Origin of the sequence: Pseudomonas sp. B14(2022) (assembly GCF_012030485.1) — a bacterium.
Taxonomy (GTDB): Bacteria; Pseudomonadota; Gammaproteobacteria; order Pseudomonadales; family Pseudomonadaceae; genus Aquipseudomonas.
In genome coordinates this window covers 385,722-401,379 of sequence record NZ_JAAUVM010000001.1, presented here as the reverse complement: position 1 = coordinate 401,379, position 15,658 = coordinate 385,722, and the positions used below count along the sequence as shown (strand labels likewise).

At 61.0% G+C, this 15,658-nt stretch carries 16 protein-coding genes; 6 read left to right on the top strand and 10 right to left on the bottom strand.

Annotated elements, in window-relative coordinates; genetic code table 11:
- The 3 genes from HCF10_RS01970 to cmoB are packed head-to-tail and all read left to right on the top strand — an operon-like array spanning position 1 to position 2,389.
- A complete protein-coding gene (locus tag HCF10_RS01970; RefSeq protein WP_131698288.1) occupies positions 1-657 on the top strand; it encodes a lysoplasmalogenase in 657 nt (218 codons plus the stop codon).
- Positions 658-692: 35 nt separating this feature from the next.
- On the top strand, positions 693-1,436 hold the full coding sequence (gene cmoA, locus HCF10_RS01965; protein ID WP_131698289.1) for a carboxy-S-adenosyl-L-methionine synthase CmoA: 744 nt from the start codon (positions 693-695) through the stop codon (positions 1,434-1,436).
- Positions 1,433-2,389 (top strand): tRNA 5-methoxyuridine(34)/uridine 5-oxyacetic acid(34) synthase CmoB, encoded by a 957-nt coding sequence (cmoB, locus tag HCF10_RS01960; RefSeq protein WP_167654782.1) that lies wholly within the window; start codon positions 1,433-1,435, stop codon positions 2,387-2,389. Before cmoA ends, cmoB begins: the two co-directional genes overlap by 4 nt.
- A gap of 139 nt (positions 2,390-2,528) precedes the next feature.
- Here cmoB and tadA read toward each other — a convergent pair whose 3' ends face one another.
- The 10 genes from tadA to lptF all read right to left on the bottom strand — a co-directional run bounded on the left by tadA (position 2,529) and on the right by lptF (position 12,917).
- The gene (gene tadA / locus HCF10_RS01955; protein WP_167654781.1) at positions 2,529-3,026 is read right to left on the bottom strand and encodes a tRNA adenosine(34) deaminase TadA; all 498 of its coding nucleotides are present in this window, start codon (positions 3,024-3,026) and stop codon (positions 2,529-2,531) included.
- Positions 3,026-4,402 carry a multicopper oxidase family protein gene (locus HCF10_RS01950; RefSeq protein ID WP_145335210.1) on the bottom strand — a complete coding sequence of 459 codons (1,377 nt, stop codon included), beginning with the start codon at positions 4,400-4,402 and terminating at the stop codon, positions 3,026-3,028. Before HCF10_RS01950 ends, tadA begins: the two co-directional genes overlap by 1 nt.
- 153 nt (positions 4,403-4,555) lie before the next feature.
- A complete protein-coding gene (gene pdxJ, locus HCF10_RS01945; protein ID WP_027604659.1) occupies positions 4,556-5,299 on the bottom strand; it encodes a pyridoxine 5'-phosphate synthase in 744 nt (247 codons plus the stop codon).
- A 52-nt stretch (positions 5,300-5,351) separates the two neighbouring features.
- On the bottom strand, positions 5,352-6,041 hold the full coding sequence (recO, locus tag HCF10_RS01940; protein ID WP_167654780.1) for a DNA repair protein RecO: 690 nt from the start codon (positions 6,039-6,041) through the stop codon (positions 5,352-5,354).
- Between the two features lie 142 nt (positions 6,042-6,183).
- Positions 6,184-7,086 (bottom strand): GTPase Era, encoded by a 903-nt coding sequence (gene era / locus HCF10_RS01935; protein WP_027604661.1) that lies wholly within the window; start codon positions 7,084-7,086, stop codon positions 6,184-6,186.
- Complete coding sequence (gene rnc / locus HCF10_RS01930; protein WP_027604662.1) at positions 7,079-7,768, bottom strand: ribonuclease III; 690 nt, start codon at positions 7,766-7,768, stop codon at positions 7,079-7,081. Before rnc ends, era begins: the two co-directional genes overlap by 8 nt.
- A gap of 147 nt (positions 7,769-7,915) precedes the next feature.
- Positions 7,916-8,770 (bottom strand): signal peptidase I, encoded by an 855-nt coding sequence (gene lepB / locus HCF10_RS01925; RefSeq protein WP_131698295.1) that lies wholly within the window; start codon positions 8,768-8,770, stop codon positions 7,916-7,918.
- A 5-nt stretch (positions 8,771-8,775) separates the two neighbouring features.
- The gene (gene lepA / locus HCF10_RS01920) at positions 8,776-10,575 is read right to left on the bottom strand and encodes a translation elongation factor 4 (protein ID WP_167654779.1); all 1,800 of its coding nucleotides are present in this window, start codon (positions 10,573-10,575) and stop codon (positions 8,776-8,778) included.
- Positions 10,576-10,726: 151 nt separating this feature from the next.
- Positions 10,727-11,806, bottom strand: coding sequence for an LPS export ABC transporter permease LptG (gene lptG, locus HCF10_RS01915; protein WP_167654778.1), 1,080 nt, complete (start codon positions 11,804-11,806; stop codon positions 10,727-10,729).
- Entirely contained in the window at positions 11,799-12,917 is a 1,119-nt protein-coding gene (lptF, locus tag HCF10_RS01910) for an LPS export ABC transporter permease LptF (protein ID WP_131698297.1), read from the bottom strand. The genes lptG and lptF overlap by 8 nt, the downstream gene beginning before the upstream one ends.
- 284 nt (positions 12,918-13,201) lie before the next feature.
- Here lptF and HCF10_RS01905 point away from each other — a divergent pair, with 284 nt between their 5' ends.
- From HCF10_RS01905 to HCF10_RS01895, 3 genes are read left to right on the top strand one after another with little or no spacing between them, the layout of a single operon-like run.
- Positions 13,202-14,692, top strand: a complete 1,491-nt coding sequence (locus HCF10_RS01905; protein ID WP_131698298.1) for a leucyl aminopeptidase — start codon at positions 13,202-13,204, stop codon at positions 14,690-14,692.
- A gap of 51 nt (positions 14,693-14,743) precedes the next feature.
- On the top strand, positions 14,744-15,172 hold the full coding sequence (locus HCF10_RS01900; RefSeq protein ID WP_131698299.1) for a DNA polymerase III subunit chi: 429 nt from the start codon (positions 14,744-14,746) through the stop codon (positions 15,170-15,172).
- A gap of 7 nt (positions 15,173-15,179) precedes the next feature.
- Entirely contained in the window at positions 15,180-15,572 is a 393-nt protein-coding gene (locus HCF10_RS01895) for a DNA polymerase III subunit chi (protein ID WP_443200897.1), read from the top strand.
- Positions 15,573-15,658 lie beyond the last annotated feature (86 nt).

Here is a 15,658-nt window from a genome sequence, read left to right as displayed (position 1 = left end):
ATGCCATGGCTGATTCTTGCGCTGATGGGCGCAGGCACCTTTATCTACGGCCTGAGCACCCATGCCACGTTGCTGTGCCTGCTGGTCAAGCCGCTGCCGGTACTGGCGCTGCTGGGCTGGCTGCATGATGCGCCGCCTACTGACTATCGACGCTGGATCAGCCTCGGGCTGATTTTTTCCCTGGTCGGCGATGTATTGCTCGCCTGGCCGGGCGACCTGTTTATCTTCGGCCTCGGCGCCTTCCTGTTTGCGCACCTGGCCTATCTCAAAGCCTATTTCAGCGACTGCCGCCGCTTGGCGCTGTTGCCGTTGGTATTGGCGCTGGGCGTGGGCGCGATCCTGCTGAGCATCCTGATCTCCCACGGCCTCGGTGAACTGCTGATACCGGTGGTGGTTTACGCACTGGTGATCAGCGCCATGCTTTGGCGCGCGCTGGCACGCCTGGGCAGCGATGTGCCGAAACGCTCGGCGCTGTTGGCGGCGGCGGGAGCGGTGTCGTTTGTATTTTCCGACACGCTGATCGGCATCAATCGGTTTGTGCTGTCGTTCGAGGCCGCGCCGTATTTGTTGATCACAACTTACTGGCTCGGCCAATGGGGCATCACCGCCTCGGCTTTCCATCAGACAACCCGCGCATCCGCTGACCAACTTGGCTAAAATGCCGGCCTTTCCCCCTCGTCGCCGGAACAACCGTGAGCAAAGAACCCGATCGCCTATTCGCCCAGCCCCTGCCCCAGGTGCCGGACTTCGCCTTTAACGAGGACGTGGTGCGGGTGTTCCCGGACATGATCAAGCGCTCGGTGCCTGGTTACCCGACGATTGTCGAAAACCTCGGCGTGCTCGCGGCGCAATTTGCCCAACCGAACAGCGTGCTCTACGACCTGGGCTCGTCCCTGGGTGCGGTGACCCAGGCCTTACGTCGCCATGTGCGCACGGACGGTTGCCGAGTGATCGCTGTGGATAACTCGGCGGCCATGGTCGAGCGCTGCCGCGAATACCTCAATGGCCAGGACTCGATGTTCCAGGAGCTGCTGCCGGTCGAGGTAATCGACGGCGATATCCTCGCGCTGCAGTTCCAACCGGCCTCGGTGGTGGCGTTGAACTTCACCCTGCAATTCATCGCCCCGGATGAGCGCCTGGCGTTGCTCGGGCGTATCCGCCAGTCATTGCTGCCCGGCGGTGCATTGATCCTTTCGGAAAAGCTGCGCTTCAACGACCTTGAAGAACAGGCACTGCTCACCGATCTGCATATCGCGTTCAAACGCGCCAACGGCTACAGCGAACTGGAGATCGCCCAGAAGCGTAGCGCCATCGAAAACGTCATGAAGCCCGACAGCCTCGAAGAACACCGCGAACGCCTGCTGGCGGCCGGGTTCTCGAAAGTCGTGCCGTGGTTCCAGTGTCTTAACTTTGCCTCGTTGATTGCCTTGCCATGATTGATCTGTCCCCCCTCGCCCGCCATCTGGTCGGCACCCCTCTGGCTGTATGGGCCCAAGGCCTGCAAGCGCAGCTCGATAGCAAGATGGAAAAGGGTCATGGCGACCTGGAGCGTTGGCAGAGTGCCCTGGACGCGCTGCCAAAGATCCAGCCCAGCGAAGTCGACTTGCTCAATGGCTTGGTGCTGGACACCGATTGCGACGATGCCACCCGCGCGCAGATGCACACCGCGCTGATGGGCTTGAGCCCGTGGCGCAAGGGCCCGTTCCACCTGTTCGGTGTGCATGTGGACACCGAATGGCGCTCGGACTGGAAGTGGTCGCGTGTGGCCCCGCACCTGGACCTGAAGGGCAAGCGCATTCTCGATGTCGGTTGCGGCAACGGTTACTACATGTGGCGCATGCTCGGCGCCGGGGCCGACAGCGTGATTGGCGTCGACCCGAACTGGCTGTTCTTCTGCCAGTTCCAAGCCGTACAGCGTTACCTGTCCGAACCCAAGGCCTGGCACCTGCCGTTCCCGTTTGAAGACCTGCCGGCGAACCTGGAAGGCTTCGACACAGTGTTTTCCATGGGTGTGTTCTATCACGGTCGCTCGCCGATCGAGCATCTGCTGGCGCTGAAGGACACCCTGGTCAAGGGCGGCGAACTGGTCCTGGAAACCCTGGTGGTGGAAGGCGACCAGCAACAGGTGCTGGTGCCGGAAGACCGTTATGCGCAGATGCGTAACGTGTGGTTCCTGCCGTCGGTACCGGCATTGATGCTGTGGCTGCGGCGTGCCGGGTTCAGTGATGTGAGGTGCGTGGATGTGAGCGTGACTACGGTGGAGGAACAGCGCGGGACGGCGTGGATGAAGTATCAGTCCCTCAGCGACTTCCTCGATCCGCAGGATCACAGCAAGACGATTGAAGGACTGCCGGCACCGATGCGGGCGGTCATCATCGCTAAAAAGTAACCGCTAGTCTCCCTGAAACAACAGAGATCCAAATGTGGGAGGGGGCTTGCCCCCGATAGCGATGTATCAGCCATAGATGTGGTGGCTGACACTCGGCTATCGGGGGCAAGCCCCCTCCCACATTTGCTCATCAGTTTTTTTAGAGCGGGGGCTTGGCCCGGCGGGCCTTGAAAAATTCGCTCAACACCGTGCCGCACTCCTCCGCCAGCACACCGCCTTCAAACAACACCCGATGGTTCAGAAAGCCCTGGGTAAAAAACTGCCCCTGGCTTTGCACGATCCCTGCCTTGGGCTCCAACGCGCCATACACCACCCGCGCAATTCGTGAATGCACGATCAGGCCGGCGCACATGCTGCACGGTTCCAGGGTCACGTACAGCGTACTGCCCGGCAGGCGGTAGTTGCTGACCGCTTGCGCAGCCGCGCGGATGGCGACCATTTCGGCATGGGCGCTGGGGTCATGGCCGCTGATCGGGCAGTTGAAGCCGCGACCAATGATTTCACCATCCTGCACCAGCACCGCGCCCACCGGCACTTCGCCCAGCGTCGCGCCTTGGGCGGCAAGTGCCAGGGCTTCGCGCATGAAATCCTGATCGCGGCTGCGGTCGATAACGGCCGTGGGGCGAAACTGGCGCATCACGCCACCTCGATGGCGGCCATCAGACCGGTTTCCATGTGGTCGATCACGTGGCAGTGGAACATCCACACCCCAGGGTTATCCGCCACCAATGCCACGCGGGCGCGTTCGTTCTTGCCCAGCAGGTAAGTGTCGGTGAAATACGGGATCACCTTGTGGCGGTTCGAGGCGATCACCTTGAAGCTCATGCCGTGCAGGTGGATCGGGTGCTGGTACTGGGTCATGTTTTTCAATTCGAAAATGTAGCTCTTGCCTTTTTCCAGCTTGGCAATCGGTCGGTCGGCGCAGGTCTTGTCGGTGATGTCCCAGGCCTGGCCGTTGATCTGCCACAGGCTCGGCGGCTTGCCGTTATCCACCGATACGGAGCCGACCCACTCGAAATTGAAGTTGAGTTTCTCCGCATTGGCCAGGTCCGGCTCGGCAATCGGGTTGGCGGGCAATGCCGGGGGCCATTCGCTCGGTGCATCGGTGTTGGCGACTGAGCGGAAAGTGCCCAGGCGCACCGGGCCGTTACGGATCGACAGTTCTTCGCCCGCCGGCGGCGCCTTGATCGCCAGGCAGATACGCATGCCCGGGCCCAGCCAGTATTCCTTGCCCAGCGGGCGCGGCTCGACGGGGTTGCCGTCCAGGGCGTAGATCTGCGCTTCGACGTCGGGGATGTTGATGCGATAGGTCAGGGTGTTGTCGAGGTTGAGCAGGCGCACGCGGGTGATCTGCCCGGCGGGCAGGTCGATCACCGCCTGGGATACGCCATTGATCGTCGACAGCCGCCCGGCCGTGCCGCCACGCGCGGCTTCACGGGGAATGCTGAAGGCGACGAAGGCGCCCTCTTCGTCCACGTGCCAGCTCTTCAGGCTGAGGGTGCGTTCGTGCTTGAAACCGGTGGGCTCGCGCTCTTCGATGATCAGCGGGCCGACCAGGCCTCGGCCGAGTTCTTCGCTGCTGTTCACATGGGGGTGATACCAGTAGCTGCCGGCATCGGGCACGCGGAATGTGTAGTCGAAGTATTCGCCGGGCAACACCGGCAATTGCGAGACGTAAGGCACGCCGTCCATTTCCAGCGGCAGGCGGATGCCGTGCCAGTGGATCGTGGTGGCGACCGGCAGGTGGTTGATAAAGCGCACCCGCAGCCACTCACCCTGGCGCACGCGCAACTCGGTGCCAGGTGCCGAAGGGCCGAAGGCCCAGGCTTCGGTCTTGTGCCCCGGCACCAGCTCTACATCGAGCGGCGCGGCGATCAGTTCGTAATCGTGCCCCGCTTCGGCTTCGGCGACCTTCCCCAGCCAGTAGCGGTAGGCGCCACCGGCACCGACGCCCACTACGGCCAGGCCTGCAAGACCACCCAGGATTTGTCGACGGGAAAAGGATCGGGACACAACAACCTCACGTATCTGCCGCAGGCGCAGGGCCTGCAAAGGGCAGATACGATACACCTGCATTGGCTAAACAGTAAGGCTTCGCATTGCCGCATGACACAAAGACGGCGCACACCTGTAGGAGCGAGCTTGCTCCTACAGGTGGATCTGCGGTCAGCGCTTGGCGGCCGCCAGGATCAACGCTTTCATCTCGGCCACAGCGCCTTTGAAACCGACGAACAGCGCATGAGCCACCAGCGCATGGCCGATGTTCAGCTCGTTGATGCCCTTGATCGCGGCCACCGCTTCGACGTTGTGGTAATGCAGGCCGTGGCCGGCGTTGACGATCAGGCCTTCATTAAGGCCGCAGTTCACACCGTCAATGATGCGCTGCAGTTCATCCGCCACTTCGGTCGGTGTGGTGGCGTCGGCGTAACGGCCGGTGTGCAGTTCGATGGCCGGCGCGCCGACACGGCGGGACGCTTCGATCTGGCGCTCGTCGGCGTCGATGAACAGCGACACTTCGCTGCCGATCTTCGACAGGCGCTCCACCGCAGCCTTGATCCGCGCTTCCTGGCCGGCTACGTCGAGGCCGCCTTCGGTGGTCAGTTCCTGGCGGGTTTCCGGGACCAGGCAGATGTGCGCCGGGCGGATGCGCTCGGCGAAAGCCATCATTTCTTCGGTGACGCCCATCTCAAAGTTCATGCGGGTTTGCAGCACGTCCTTGAGCAGCAGCACATCGCGCTCCTGGATGTGACGGCGGTCTTCGCGCAGGTGCACGGTGATGCCGTCGGCGCCCGCTTCTTCGGCGTCCAGCGCGGCCTTGACCGGGTCAGGGTAACGAGTGCCCCGGGCCTGGCGCAGGGTAGCGACGTGGTCGATGTTGACGCCAAGAAGAATGCGATTGCTGGTGGTCACGGAAGCGCTCCTGAAAAGGGGAAAGAAACGCTGCACAGCATACACGGGGATGTCAGGGCTTTCGAAACAACTCGCGACTGACCAGCGGCCGCCCACCCAAGTGCACGGCCAGGGCCTGGCGCATCAAGCGCTTGGCGGCGGACAACGCACCGGGTGCGCTCCAGTCGGCCTCGCTCATGGCCAGCAGCTCGGTGCCCTGGAACAGGCCCGGTTGCAGCAGGTACACACGCTCCAGGCCCGCATCCACCTGCAGGCGGTACATGCCGTCGGCGGCGATGGGATCGCCATGCAGGTCGTTGTTCAGTTCGAAGCCGTAGCCCAGGTCGTCGAGCAGGCGCCATTCGAAGGCGCGCAGCAGCGGCTCCAGGGGGCGGCCTTCCGCCAGGGCCAGCAACGTGGCGGCGTAGTGATCGAAGACAGCCGGGTGCGGGTCTTCGGCGGGCAACAGGCGGATCAGCAATTCATTGAGGTAGAGGCCGCTGAACAGCGCATCGCCATTGAGCCAGGCGGAAGTGCCGACGCTTTCCAGACGGCCGACGTTTTTCAACTCGCCCTTGCCGCGAAACTCCACGTCCAACGCCACAAAGGGCCGCGCCAGTGTCCCCGCCTTGCCCCGCGCGCTACGCAACACCGCGCGCAGGCGACCTTGGGGCGTGAGGAAATCCACCAGCGCGCTGGTCTCACGGTAGGCGCGGCTGTGCAGGACGTAGGCGAGTTGGCTGGGGGGTTGGGATTGGGACATGGGTTCTCTATCTTGAAAACAACACAAACCTAATGTGGGAGGGGGCTTGCCCCCGATGGCAGTGTGTCAGTCACTTATTGGTTAACTGACCCACCGCTATCGGGAGCAAGCCCCCTCCCACATTTTTTGCCCTGCGGTGTTCTTACAGGTCGCCGTAACCGAGGGAACGCAGAGCGCGCTCGTCATCGGACCAACCACCCTTCACCTTCACCCACAGGTTGAGCATGATCTTGGAATCGAACAGCAATTCCATGTCCTTGCGCGCTTCGGTGCCGATGCGCTTGATGCGCTCGCCCTTGTCGCCAATGATGATTTTCTTCTGGCCGTCACGTTCGACGAGGATCAGCGCATGGATATGCAGGGTCTTGCCCTGCTGCTTGAACTCTTCGATTTCGACGGTGATCTGGTACGGCAGCTCGGCGCCCATCTGGCGCATGATTTTCTCACGCACCAGTTCGGCGGCGAGGAAACGGCTGCTGCGGTCGGTGATCTGGTCTTCCGGGAAGAAGTGCTCGTTCTCCGGCAGGTAGCCGGCGATCACGCGCTCCAGGGCTTCGAGGTTGTGGCCGTGCTGGGCCGAGATCGGCATGATCTGCGCGTTCGGCAGTTGCTCCTGCAACCAGCTCAGGTGCGGCATCAGCTCGGCTTTGTCTTCGATACGGTCGGTCTTGTTCAACGCGACGATCAAAGGGCCGGTGACGTACTGCACACGCTCGAGGACCATCTGGTCTTCGTCGGTCCACTTGGTGCGGTCGACCACGAAGATCACCACGTCGACGTCTTTCAACGCCGCCGAAGCGGTCTTGTTCATGTAGCGGTTGAGGGCTTTTTCACCGCCTTTGTGCATACCCGGGGTGTCGACATACACCGCTTGCACGCTGCCTTCGGTCTTGATGCCCAGCATGTTGTGGCGGGTGGTCTGCGGCTTGCGCGAGGTGATTGCAAGCTTCTGGCCGAGGATATGGTTCAGCAGCGTGGACTTGCCCACGTTCGGGCGGCCGACGATGGCAACATAGCCACAGCGTGTTGCGGTTGAATCAGTCATGGCCATTCTCCACGCCGAGGGCAATCAGTGCTGCAGCGGCCGCTACCTGTTCGGCAATACGACGGCTCACACCCTGACCTCGGCTTTTTTCATTCAGTAAGGTGATTTCACATTCCACGAAGAACACGCGGCAATGGGGCTCACCCTGGATATCCACCACTTCGTAGCGTGGCAGGTCACAACCGCGCGATTGCAGGAATTCCTGCAGGCGGGTCTTCGGATCCTTGTTGGTGTCGACCAGCGTGAGGCTTTCGATCTCGGAGGTCAGCCACGCGGTGACGCGCTCCTTGGCCGCTTCCATGCCTGCATCGAGGTAGATCGCACCGATCAACGCCTCAAGCGCATCGGCCAGGATCGACTCACGGCGGAACCCACCGCTCTTCAACTCACCGGAGCCGAGGCGCAGGTACTCACCCAGACCAAAACCACGGGCCAGTACGGCCAGGGTCTCGCCCTTTACCAGCCGTGCGCGCAAACGCGACAGCTGACCTTCACGGGCTTGGGGAAAGCGCTCGAAGAGGGCTTCACCGGCGACGAAATTGAGGATGGCATCACCGAGAAATTCCAGGCGTTCGTTATTACGCCCTGCAAAGCTGCGGTGTGTGAGGGCAAGGACCATCAATTCCTGATCCTTGAAGGTGTAGCCGAGCTGGCGCTCGAGACGACTTAGAGAAACGGTCACGGTTTACCCATATCTGTGTGGTGGCACCGGCGGCCATCGACGATTGACGCAGTGTTCAAATTCAAATCCTGGTTGGTATTGCACGGGGACGGAAAATGTCCAAGCCCCAGAAAAGCATTCGGCGCTGTGTTCACAGCGCCGCTTGTATTACTTGATCAGCCCGACCCGCGAGAAGTTCGGCAGGTGGCTGAGCTTGGGTTCCGGCCAGCTCATCCAGACCGCAAAGGCCTTGCCGACGATATTCTGGTCGGGAACCATGCCCAGCAGATCCTTGGGAATGCTGGGGTCATCCCAATAGCGACTGTCATTGGAGTTGTCGCGGTTGTCGCCCATCATGAAATAGTGCCCGGCCGGCACTTTCCATTCGCCATCAGGCATGGCGCGGTAGCGGCTCATTTCCTTGCGGATTTCGTGCTCTACCGCCCCGAGTTTTTCCTGGTACAGCTCGGCACTGCCCAGGCTGTTCGGTTCGGAACCGATCAACTTCTCGGCCACTGACTCGCCATTGATCAACAGACGCTTCTCGCTGGTGTAGCGAATCACGTCGCCCGGCAGGCCCACCACACGCTTGATGTAGTTGACGTTCGGGTCGCTTGGGTAGCGGAACACCATCACATCGCCGCGCTGCGGGTCACCGACTTCGATGACCTTCTTGTCGATCACCGGCAGGCGAATCCCGTAGGAGAACTTGTTCACCAGGATGAAGTCACCCACGTCCAGGGTAGGTTTCATCGAGCCCGACGGGATCTGAAACGGCTCCACCAGGAACGAACGCAGCACCAGCACGATGAACAACACCGGAAAGAACGACTTGCCGTATTCAACCAGCAAGGGCTCTTTGTTCAGCTTCTCGATCACCAGGCCATCGGGCTGGCTGACGCTGCCCTGATAGGACGCGATAGCCGCCCGCCGACGCGGGGCGAAGAACACCAGATCAAGCAACGCCAGGAGACCGCAAACGGCAACGGCGATGACCAGCAACAGCGGGAAATTTAGCGACATAGGACCTAACTATCCAACCTGAGCACCGCAAGGAAGGCTTCTTGTGGAATTTCCACGTTGCCCACTTGCTTCATGCGTTTTTTACCGGCCTTTTGCTTCTCAAGCAGCTTGCGCTTACGGCTGACGTCACCACCGTAGCATTTGGCCAGTACGTTCTTTCTGAGAGCCTTGACGGAGGTTCGCGCAATGATCTGCCCGCCAATGGCGGCCTGGATCGCGACGTCGAACATCTGGCGCGGAATCAGTTCTTTCATCTTTTCAGTCAGCTGGCGACCTTTGTAGTGCGCGTTGTCCTTGTGCACGATCAGTGCCAGGGCATCGACCTTGTCGCCGTTGATCAACACATCCAGTTTCACCAGATTAGCCGATTGGTAACGGTCGAAATGGTAATCCAGCGAAGCATAGCCGCGACTGGTTGATTTGAGACGGTCAAAGAAGTCCAGGACCACTTCGTTCATCGGCAAATCGTAGGTCACTTGCACCTGGGTACCGAGGAACAACATGTCGTGCTGCACGCCACGCTTTTCGATACACAGGGTAATGACGTTGCCCAGGTGTTCCTGCGGCACAAGAATATTGGCCCGCACGATCGGTTCGCGCATGTCTTCGATGGAAGACAGGTCTGGGAGCTTGGACGGGTTGTCGACGTAAATCGTTTCACCGTTTTTGAGCAACAGCTCGAAAATAACCGTCGGCGCCGTGGTAATCAGGTCCAGGTCGTACTCGCGCTCCAGGCGCTCCTGGATGATTTCCATGTGCAGCATGCCGAGGAAGCCGCAGCGGAAGCCGAAGCCCAGGGCGTCGGAGCTTTCCGGGGTGTACTGCAACGACGAGTCGTTGAGGGTCAGCTTTTGCAGGGCTTCGCGGAAGTCTTCGAAGTCGTCGGAACTGACCGGGAACAGGCCGGCGTAGACCTGCGGCTGGATGCGTTTGAAGCCCGGCAGCACGTCGACGTCAGGGGTGGAGCTCAACGTCAGGGTGTCACCCACCGGTGCACCGTGAATGTCCTTGATACCGGCGATAATGAAGCCTACTTCGCCGGCTTTCAGATCAGTGGTCGCGGTGTGCTTGGGGTTGAATACACCGACGCTGTCCACCAGGTGGATCTTGCCGGTGGACTTGACCAGGATCTTGTCGCCCTTCTTCACACGGCCCTGACGCACGCGTACCAGGGAGACAACCCCCAGGTAGTTGTCGAACCAGGAGTCGATGATCAACGCTTGCAGCGGATCTTCGTAGTTGCCGGTGGGGGCTGGAATGGTCTTGACCAGGCGCTCGAGCACTTCGTCGACGCCCAGGCCGGTCTTGGCGCTGCACTCGACGGCGTCGGTGGCGTCAATGCCGATGATTTTTTCGATTTCTTCCTTTACCCGGTCCGGATCGGCCTGTGGCAGGTCGATCTTGTTCAGTACCGGCATGACTTCCAGGCCTTGCTCGATGGCGGTGTAGCAGTTGGCCACGGACTGGGCTTCAACGCCCTGGCCCGCGTCCACCACCAGCAGCGCACCTTCGCAGGCCGCCAGGGAGCGGCTGACTTCGTAGGTGAAGTCAACGTGGCCCGGGGTGTCAATGAAGTTCAATTGGTACTTGATACCGTCTTTGGCGGTGTAGTACAGGGTAACGCTGTGGGCCTTGATGGTGATCCCGCGCTCGCGTTCGAGGTCCATGGAGTCCAGCACCTGGGCTTCCATTTCACGCTCGGCAAGGCCGCCGCACATCTGGATGAATCGATCGGCCAGCGTCGACTTACCATGGTCAATGTGGGCGATGATGGAGAAATTGCGGATATGACTCAAATCACTCACGGATCAACACTCAAAAAGGCTGCAGGCAGATTGCCCGCTGAAAAATAGCCGGGAATTGTACCTGATGCTCAGGCCAGGCGTCATCTTTGCTGACCAGAACAAAAATGCCCCACTCATTCGAGTGGGGCATTTTTTATGCATCACTGCGGTATCAGCCGGCCCGGCGCAGCAGCCAGAACCCAGCCAGGGCGCAGATGGTCGTCGGCACCAGCACCGCAAACAGTGGCGAGAACCCGAACACCAGGCTCGACGGGCCGAGCAGGTCCTGGGCGATGCGGAAGGTGAAACCCACCAGCACCCCGGTAAACACGCGCTGGCCGAGAGTTACGGAGCGCAACGGACCGAAGATGAACGAGATCGCCATCAATACCAGTGCCGCGGTCACCACCGGTTGTAACACCTTGACCCAAAATGCCAGCCAGTAACGACCGTTATTCAAGCCTTGGTCCTTCAGGTAGTGGATATAACCCCACAGCCCGGAGATCGGCAGGCTTTCGGGGATCATCACCACCGTATTGAGCAGTTCCGGCTTGAGGGCGATGTCCCACTCTTCACTTGGTACGTTGATCACTTCGGTGCTGGCCTTGGTGCCTTGGCCGACATTGCGGAAGTAAGTCGTGGTGATGTCGGTCAATTGCCACTTTTCGTCCCTGTACTGCGCGCGTTTGGCGAAGCTGGACGACAGCATGTGACGTTCCTTATCGAACGTGTAGCGCGTCACACCGATCAGCAGTCCGCCCGGTTGCACGGCGTTGATGTGGATGAACTCATCACCCTGACGGTGCCACAGGCCATGTTTGGCGCTCTGTGCATCGCCCGAGCCCTGGGCCAGGGCGCGATTGGCCTGGGCGGTGGTTTCGGCCGGCGGCGCTACGTATTCACCGATCAGCACGCTGCACAGCATCAGCAGCAACATTGGCTTCATGACCGCCCAGACGATACGACCGATGGACACCCCGGCGGCGCGCATGATGGTCAGTTCGCTGTTGCTGGCCAGGCTGCCCAGGCCGATCAGGCAGCCGATCAGCGCGGCCATCGGCATCATGTCGTAGAGACGACGCGGCGCGGTAAGTGCAACGTAGCTGAGCACGTCCCACACGGTGTAGGTGTCGCTGACGTTGCCGACTTCATCGATGAAAGCGAACAACGAGGCCAGGCCCAGGATGATGCCCAGTACCGCCAGGATCGCGATCAGGACGCTGCTACCTATGTAGCGATCGAGCTTAGCCACGAGCCAACTCCTTCTGGCCACGACGGCTCATCATTTTCAAACGAATAGGCTCCCAATAAAGCAGCCCCAGGCCGATCAGCAGGAACATTCCATGTACCCACCACAGGCCCAGGGTCGGCGACAGCTTGCCTTTCTCCAGGGAGCCACGGGCGGAAATCAGGATAGTGAGGTAAGCCATGTACAGCAGGATCGCCGGTAACAGCTTGAGGAAACGGCCCTGGCGCGGGTTGACGCGCGACAGCGGCACGGCCATGAGGGTCACGATAAACACCAGCAGCGGCAGGGAAATCCGCCATTGCAGCTCGGCAATGGAGCGCAGTTCCTTGCTGCCGAGCAGGTCCTTCGTGGGGATGGCGTCGCGGTCGGTGACTTCGTCGCTGATGTCCGGGCGGGCCAGCATCACACCATAGGTGTCGTACTTGATCGCGCGATAGTCGGCCATGCCTGGACTGCCATCGTATCGATAGCCATTTTCCAGAATCAGGTAGCGGCTGCCGTCAGGGCGCACTTCCTGGCGACCCGAATCAGCCACCAGCACGGAAATGCCACGGTCTTTCTTGTCTTGGCCAAAACGCTTCTCGGAGATGAACACGCCGCCCAGGTTGGCGCGGTCGTCAGTCAGGGTTTCCGTGTAAGTCACACGTGAGCCGTCATTGAGCGCCTGGAAACGGCCCGGCTCGAGGGTGTCGAACTCGGTCATCGCGTCCTGTTTGTTCAGCACCAGCTGGAACTGCATGGCGCCCTGGGGAGCCAGGCTCAGGCTCAGCCAAGCCACGATCAGCGCAACGCCGGCCGCCGGAATCATGGTCATGCCCAGCAGACGCTGCTGGCTCATGCCGGTGGCCGAGAGCACGGTCATTTCACTTTCAAGGTACAAGCGGCCGTAGGCCAGCAGGATCCCAAGGAACAGGCCCAGCGGCAGGATCAGTTGCAAGAACCCCGGCAGGCGAAAGCCCATGATCAGGAACAGCGAGCCTGGGTCCAGGGCGCCGGAGGCAGCCTGGGCCAGGTATTTGACGAAACGACCACTCATGATGATGACCAGCAGAACCGCACTCACGGCACTCAGGGTCAACAGGACTTCGCGGGACAGATAACGGAAGACGATCAAACCAGACACTCCAGGGTTGTCAGGCTAAGGCGGCCAAACAAGCAAGCATACCGAGTCAGCCCGTTTACACCGGGCCGGCTAAAAAGATGGCGCATTATCCTGTGATTGACCGCGCCTGTCACTGCGCAACCTCACGCGCACCTACAAAGCGTACGCCAAGGGTTGTCAGGCTCCGTCGGCGAGGTTCAAACTGCGGCCTTTGTCGCTGGCGGTTTACACGGCTGCCAAGCTTTAAAGCCTGCGTACAGACGCAAGGCTCTCAGACCTTTATAAGGGACCCGAAAATGGAATTGGTTGTAAAAAGCGTTAGCCCCGAAACGTTGAAAACCGCCACCCTCGTGGTCGCCATCGGCGAAGGCCGCAAGCTCGGCGTGGCCGCCAAGCAACTCGACGAACTCAGCGGCGGCGCCATCAGCGCGGTCCTCAAGCGCGGCGACCTGGCCGGTAAAGTCGGCCAGAGCCTGCTGCTGCAAAGCCTGCCTAACCTGAAAGCCGAACGCGTATTGCTGGTGGGCGTGGGCAAGGACGCTGAACTGGGCGACCGCCCGTTCCGCAAGATCATCAGCGGTATCCTCAACACCCTCAAGGGCCTGGGCGGCAGCGATGCAGCGCTGGCACTCGATGAAATCGTTGTAAAAGGCCGTGACAGCTACGGCAAGACCCGCCTGCTGGCCGAAACCCTGGTGGACGGCGGCTACCTCTTCGACCAGTTCAAGAGCCAGAAAGCCGAACCCCGCGCCCTGAAGAAAATCACCCTGCTGACCATCAAGGCCGCCCAGGCTGAAGTCGAGCGCGCCGTGACCCACGCCCAGGCCATCGCCAACGGCATGTCGTTCACCCGCGATTTGGGCAACCTGCCGCCGAACATCTGCCACCCAACCTACCTGGGCGAACAAGCCAAGGCATTGGGTAAAGAGTTCAAGGGCCTGAAAGTCGAAGTGCTGGACGAGAAGAAGATCAAGGAACTGGGCATGGGCTCGTTCTATGCCGTGGGCCAGGGCAGCGACCAGCCGCCACGCCTGATCGTGATGCAATACAACGGCGGCAAGAAGTCCGAGAAACCTTACGCCCTCGTCGGTAAAGGCATCACCTTCGACACCGGCGGCATCAGCCTCAAGCCGGGCCTGGGCATGGACGAGATGAAGTACGACATGGGCGGCGCCGCCAGCGTGTTCGGTACCCTGCGTGCCGTGCTGGAGCTGAAGCTGCCGATCAACCTGGTGTGCATCCTGGCCTGCGCCGAGAACATGCCGAGCGGCGGCGCTGCCCGTCCGGGCGACATCGTCACCACCCTCAGTGGCCAGACCGTGGAAATCCTCAACACCGACGCCGAAGGCCGCCTGGTGCTGTGCGATGCCCTGACCTACGCCGAGCGCTTCAAGCCGCAAGCCGTGATCGACATCGCCACCCTGACCGGCGCCTGCATCGTTGCCCTGGGTTCCCACACCTCGGGCCTGCTGGGCAATAACGACGAGCTGATCGAGCAACTGCTCAGCGCCGGCAAGGCCGCCGACGACCGCGCCTGGCAACTGCCGCTGTTCGATGAGTACCAGGAACAGCTGGACAGCCCGTTCGCCGACATCGCCAACATCGGTGGCCCGAAAGCCGGCACCATCACCGCTGCGTGCTTCCTGTCGCGCTTTGCCAAGAACTTCAACTGGGCGCACCTGGACATCGCCGGCACTGCCTGGACCAGCGGCGGCAAGGACAAAGGTGCCACCGGCCGTCCGGTGCCACTGCTGACCCAATACCTGCTGGACCGCGCCAAAGCCTGACACTGAAGATGCCGGGGTGGTGATCTCGCCGCCCCGGCCTCAGGAACCGCAATGACCCAAGTCGACTTCTATATATTGCCCAGCGCCGATCCGCTCGCGCGCCTGGACTTCGCCTGCAAACTCACTGAAAAAGCCTGGCGCATGGGCCATCGCATCTACCTGCATTGCAGCGATGCCACCCAACGCGACGAGCTCGACGCACGCCTGTGGCGCTTCAAGGGCGAAAGTTTCGTGCCCCACGGCCCCGCAGAATCCGAACCCGAAGGCCAGGTTGTCCTGGGTTTGGGCGACAGTTGCGGCGATCACCATGACCTGCTGGTTAACCTGGACCTGAAAGTACCGCCGTTTGCCAAGGCCTTCGCCCGTGTGGCGGAAGTGGTGGTGGAGGATCCGGCTATTCGTCAGGCCGCGCGGGAGAGTTTCCGTTTCTACCGCGAACAGGGCTATCCTTTGCAAGATCACCGGCTACAACGACTTTGAGTACATGATGGACACTCCCAACCCGAGAAAAAAAGATGACCACCTGCTGGACGACCTCGAGTCGATCCGTCAGTTGCTGGGTGATGATGACTTGCAACCGCCGCTGCTGACCGAACAGGCCGATGGCGAGGTACAGATTCCGCTGTTGTTCGACATGGTCGGTAGCAAGCAGGCTGCACCGGAGCCGGTCGTCAAAGCCCCCGTCGTCGTGGACACTGGCCCTGCGCCCGCTGAAAAGGGCCCCGACGCCCTGCTGCTGCACCTGGACAACGAACTGCGTGCCGCTGCGCAATTGATCATGCAAGACGTGATCGACGACTTTGCCCCCCATATCGAAACCGAGATCAAGCGCCGGATGGATGCGCGGATGGAGCGGCTGCTCAGCCAGTACCAGTCTTAAACCGTCCATCAGATCCCCTGTGGGAGGGGGCTGGTCCCTCCCTCATTTGATTGCCTGCACCTTAAGCCCGCCTTCGCCTCGCCCTG

Bases quoted from the DNA above. Each gene is read 5' to 3' on its own strand.
- HCF10_RS01970 (WP_131698288.1), top strand. From the start codon at position 1: ATGCCATGGCTGATTCTTGCGCTGATGGGCGCAGGCACCTTTATCTAC.
- era (WP_027604661.1), bottom strand. From the start codon at position 7,086: ATGACTGATTCAACCGCAACACGCTGTGGCTATGTTGCCATCGTCGGC.
- cmoB (WP_167654782.1), top strand. From the start codon at position 1,433: ATGATTGATCTGTCCCCCCTCGCCCGCCATCTGGTCGGCACCCCTCTG.
- HCF10_RS01895 (WP_443200897.1), top strand. From the start codon at position 15,180: ATGGACACTCCCAACCCGAGAAAAAAAGATGACCACCTGCTGGACGAC.
- HCF10_RS01905 (WP_131698298.1), top strand. From the start codon at position 13,202: ATGGAATTGGTTGTAAAAAGCGTTAGCCCCGAAACGTTGAAAACCGCC.
- tadA (WP_167654781.1), bottom strand. From the start codon at position 3,026: ATGCGCCAGTTTCGCCCCACGGCCGTTATCGACCGCAGCCGCGATCAG.
- HCF10_RS01900 (WP_131698299.1), top strand. From the start codon at position 14,744: ATGACCCAAGTCGACTTCTATATATTGCCCAGCGCCGATCCGCTCGCG.
- lepB (WP_131698295.1), bottom strand. From the start codon at position 8,770: ATGTCGCTAAATTTCCCGCTGTTGCTGGTCATCGCCGTTGCCGTTTGC.
- recO (WP_167654780.1), bottom strand. From the start codon at position 6,041: ATGTCCCAATCCCAACCCCCCAGCCAACTCGCCTACGTCCTGCACAGC.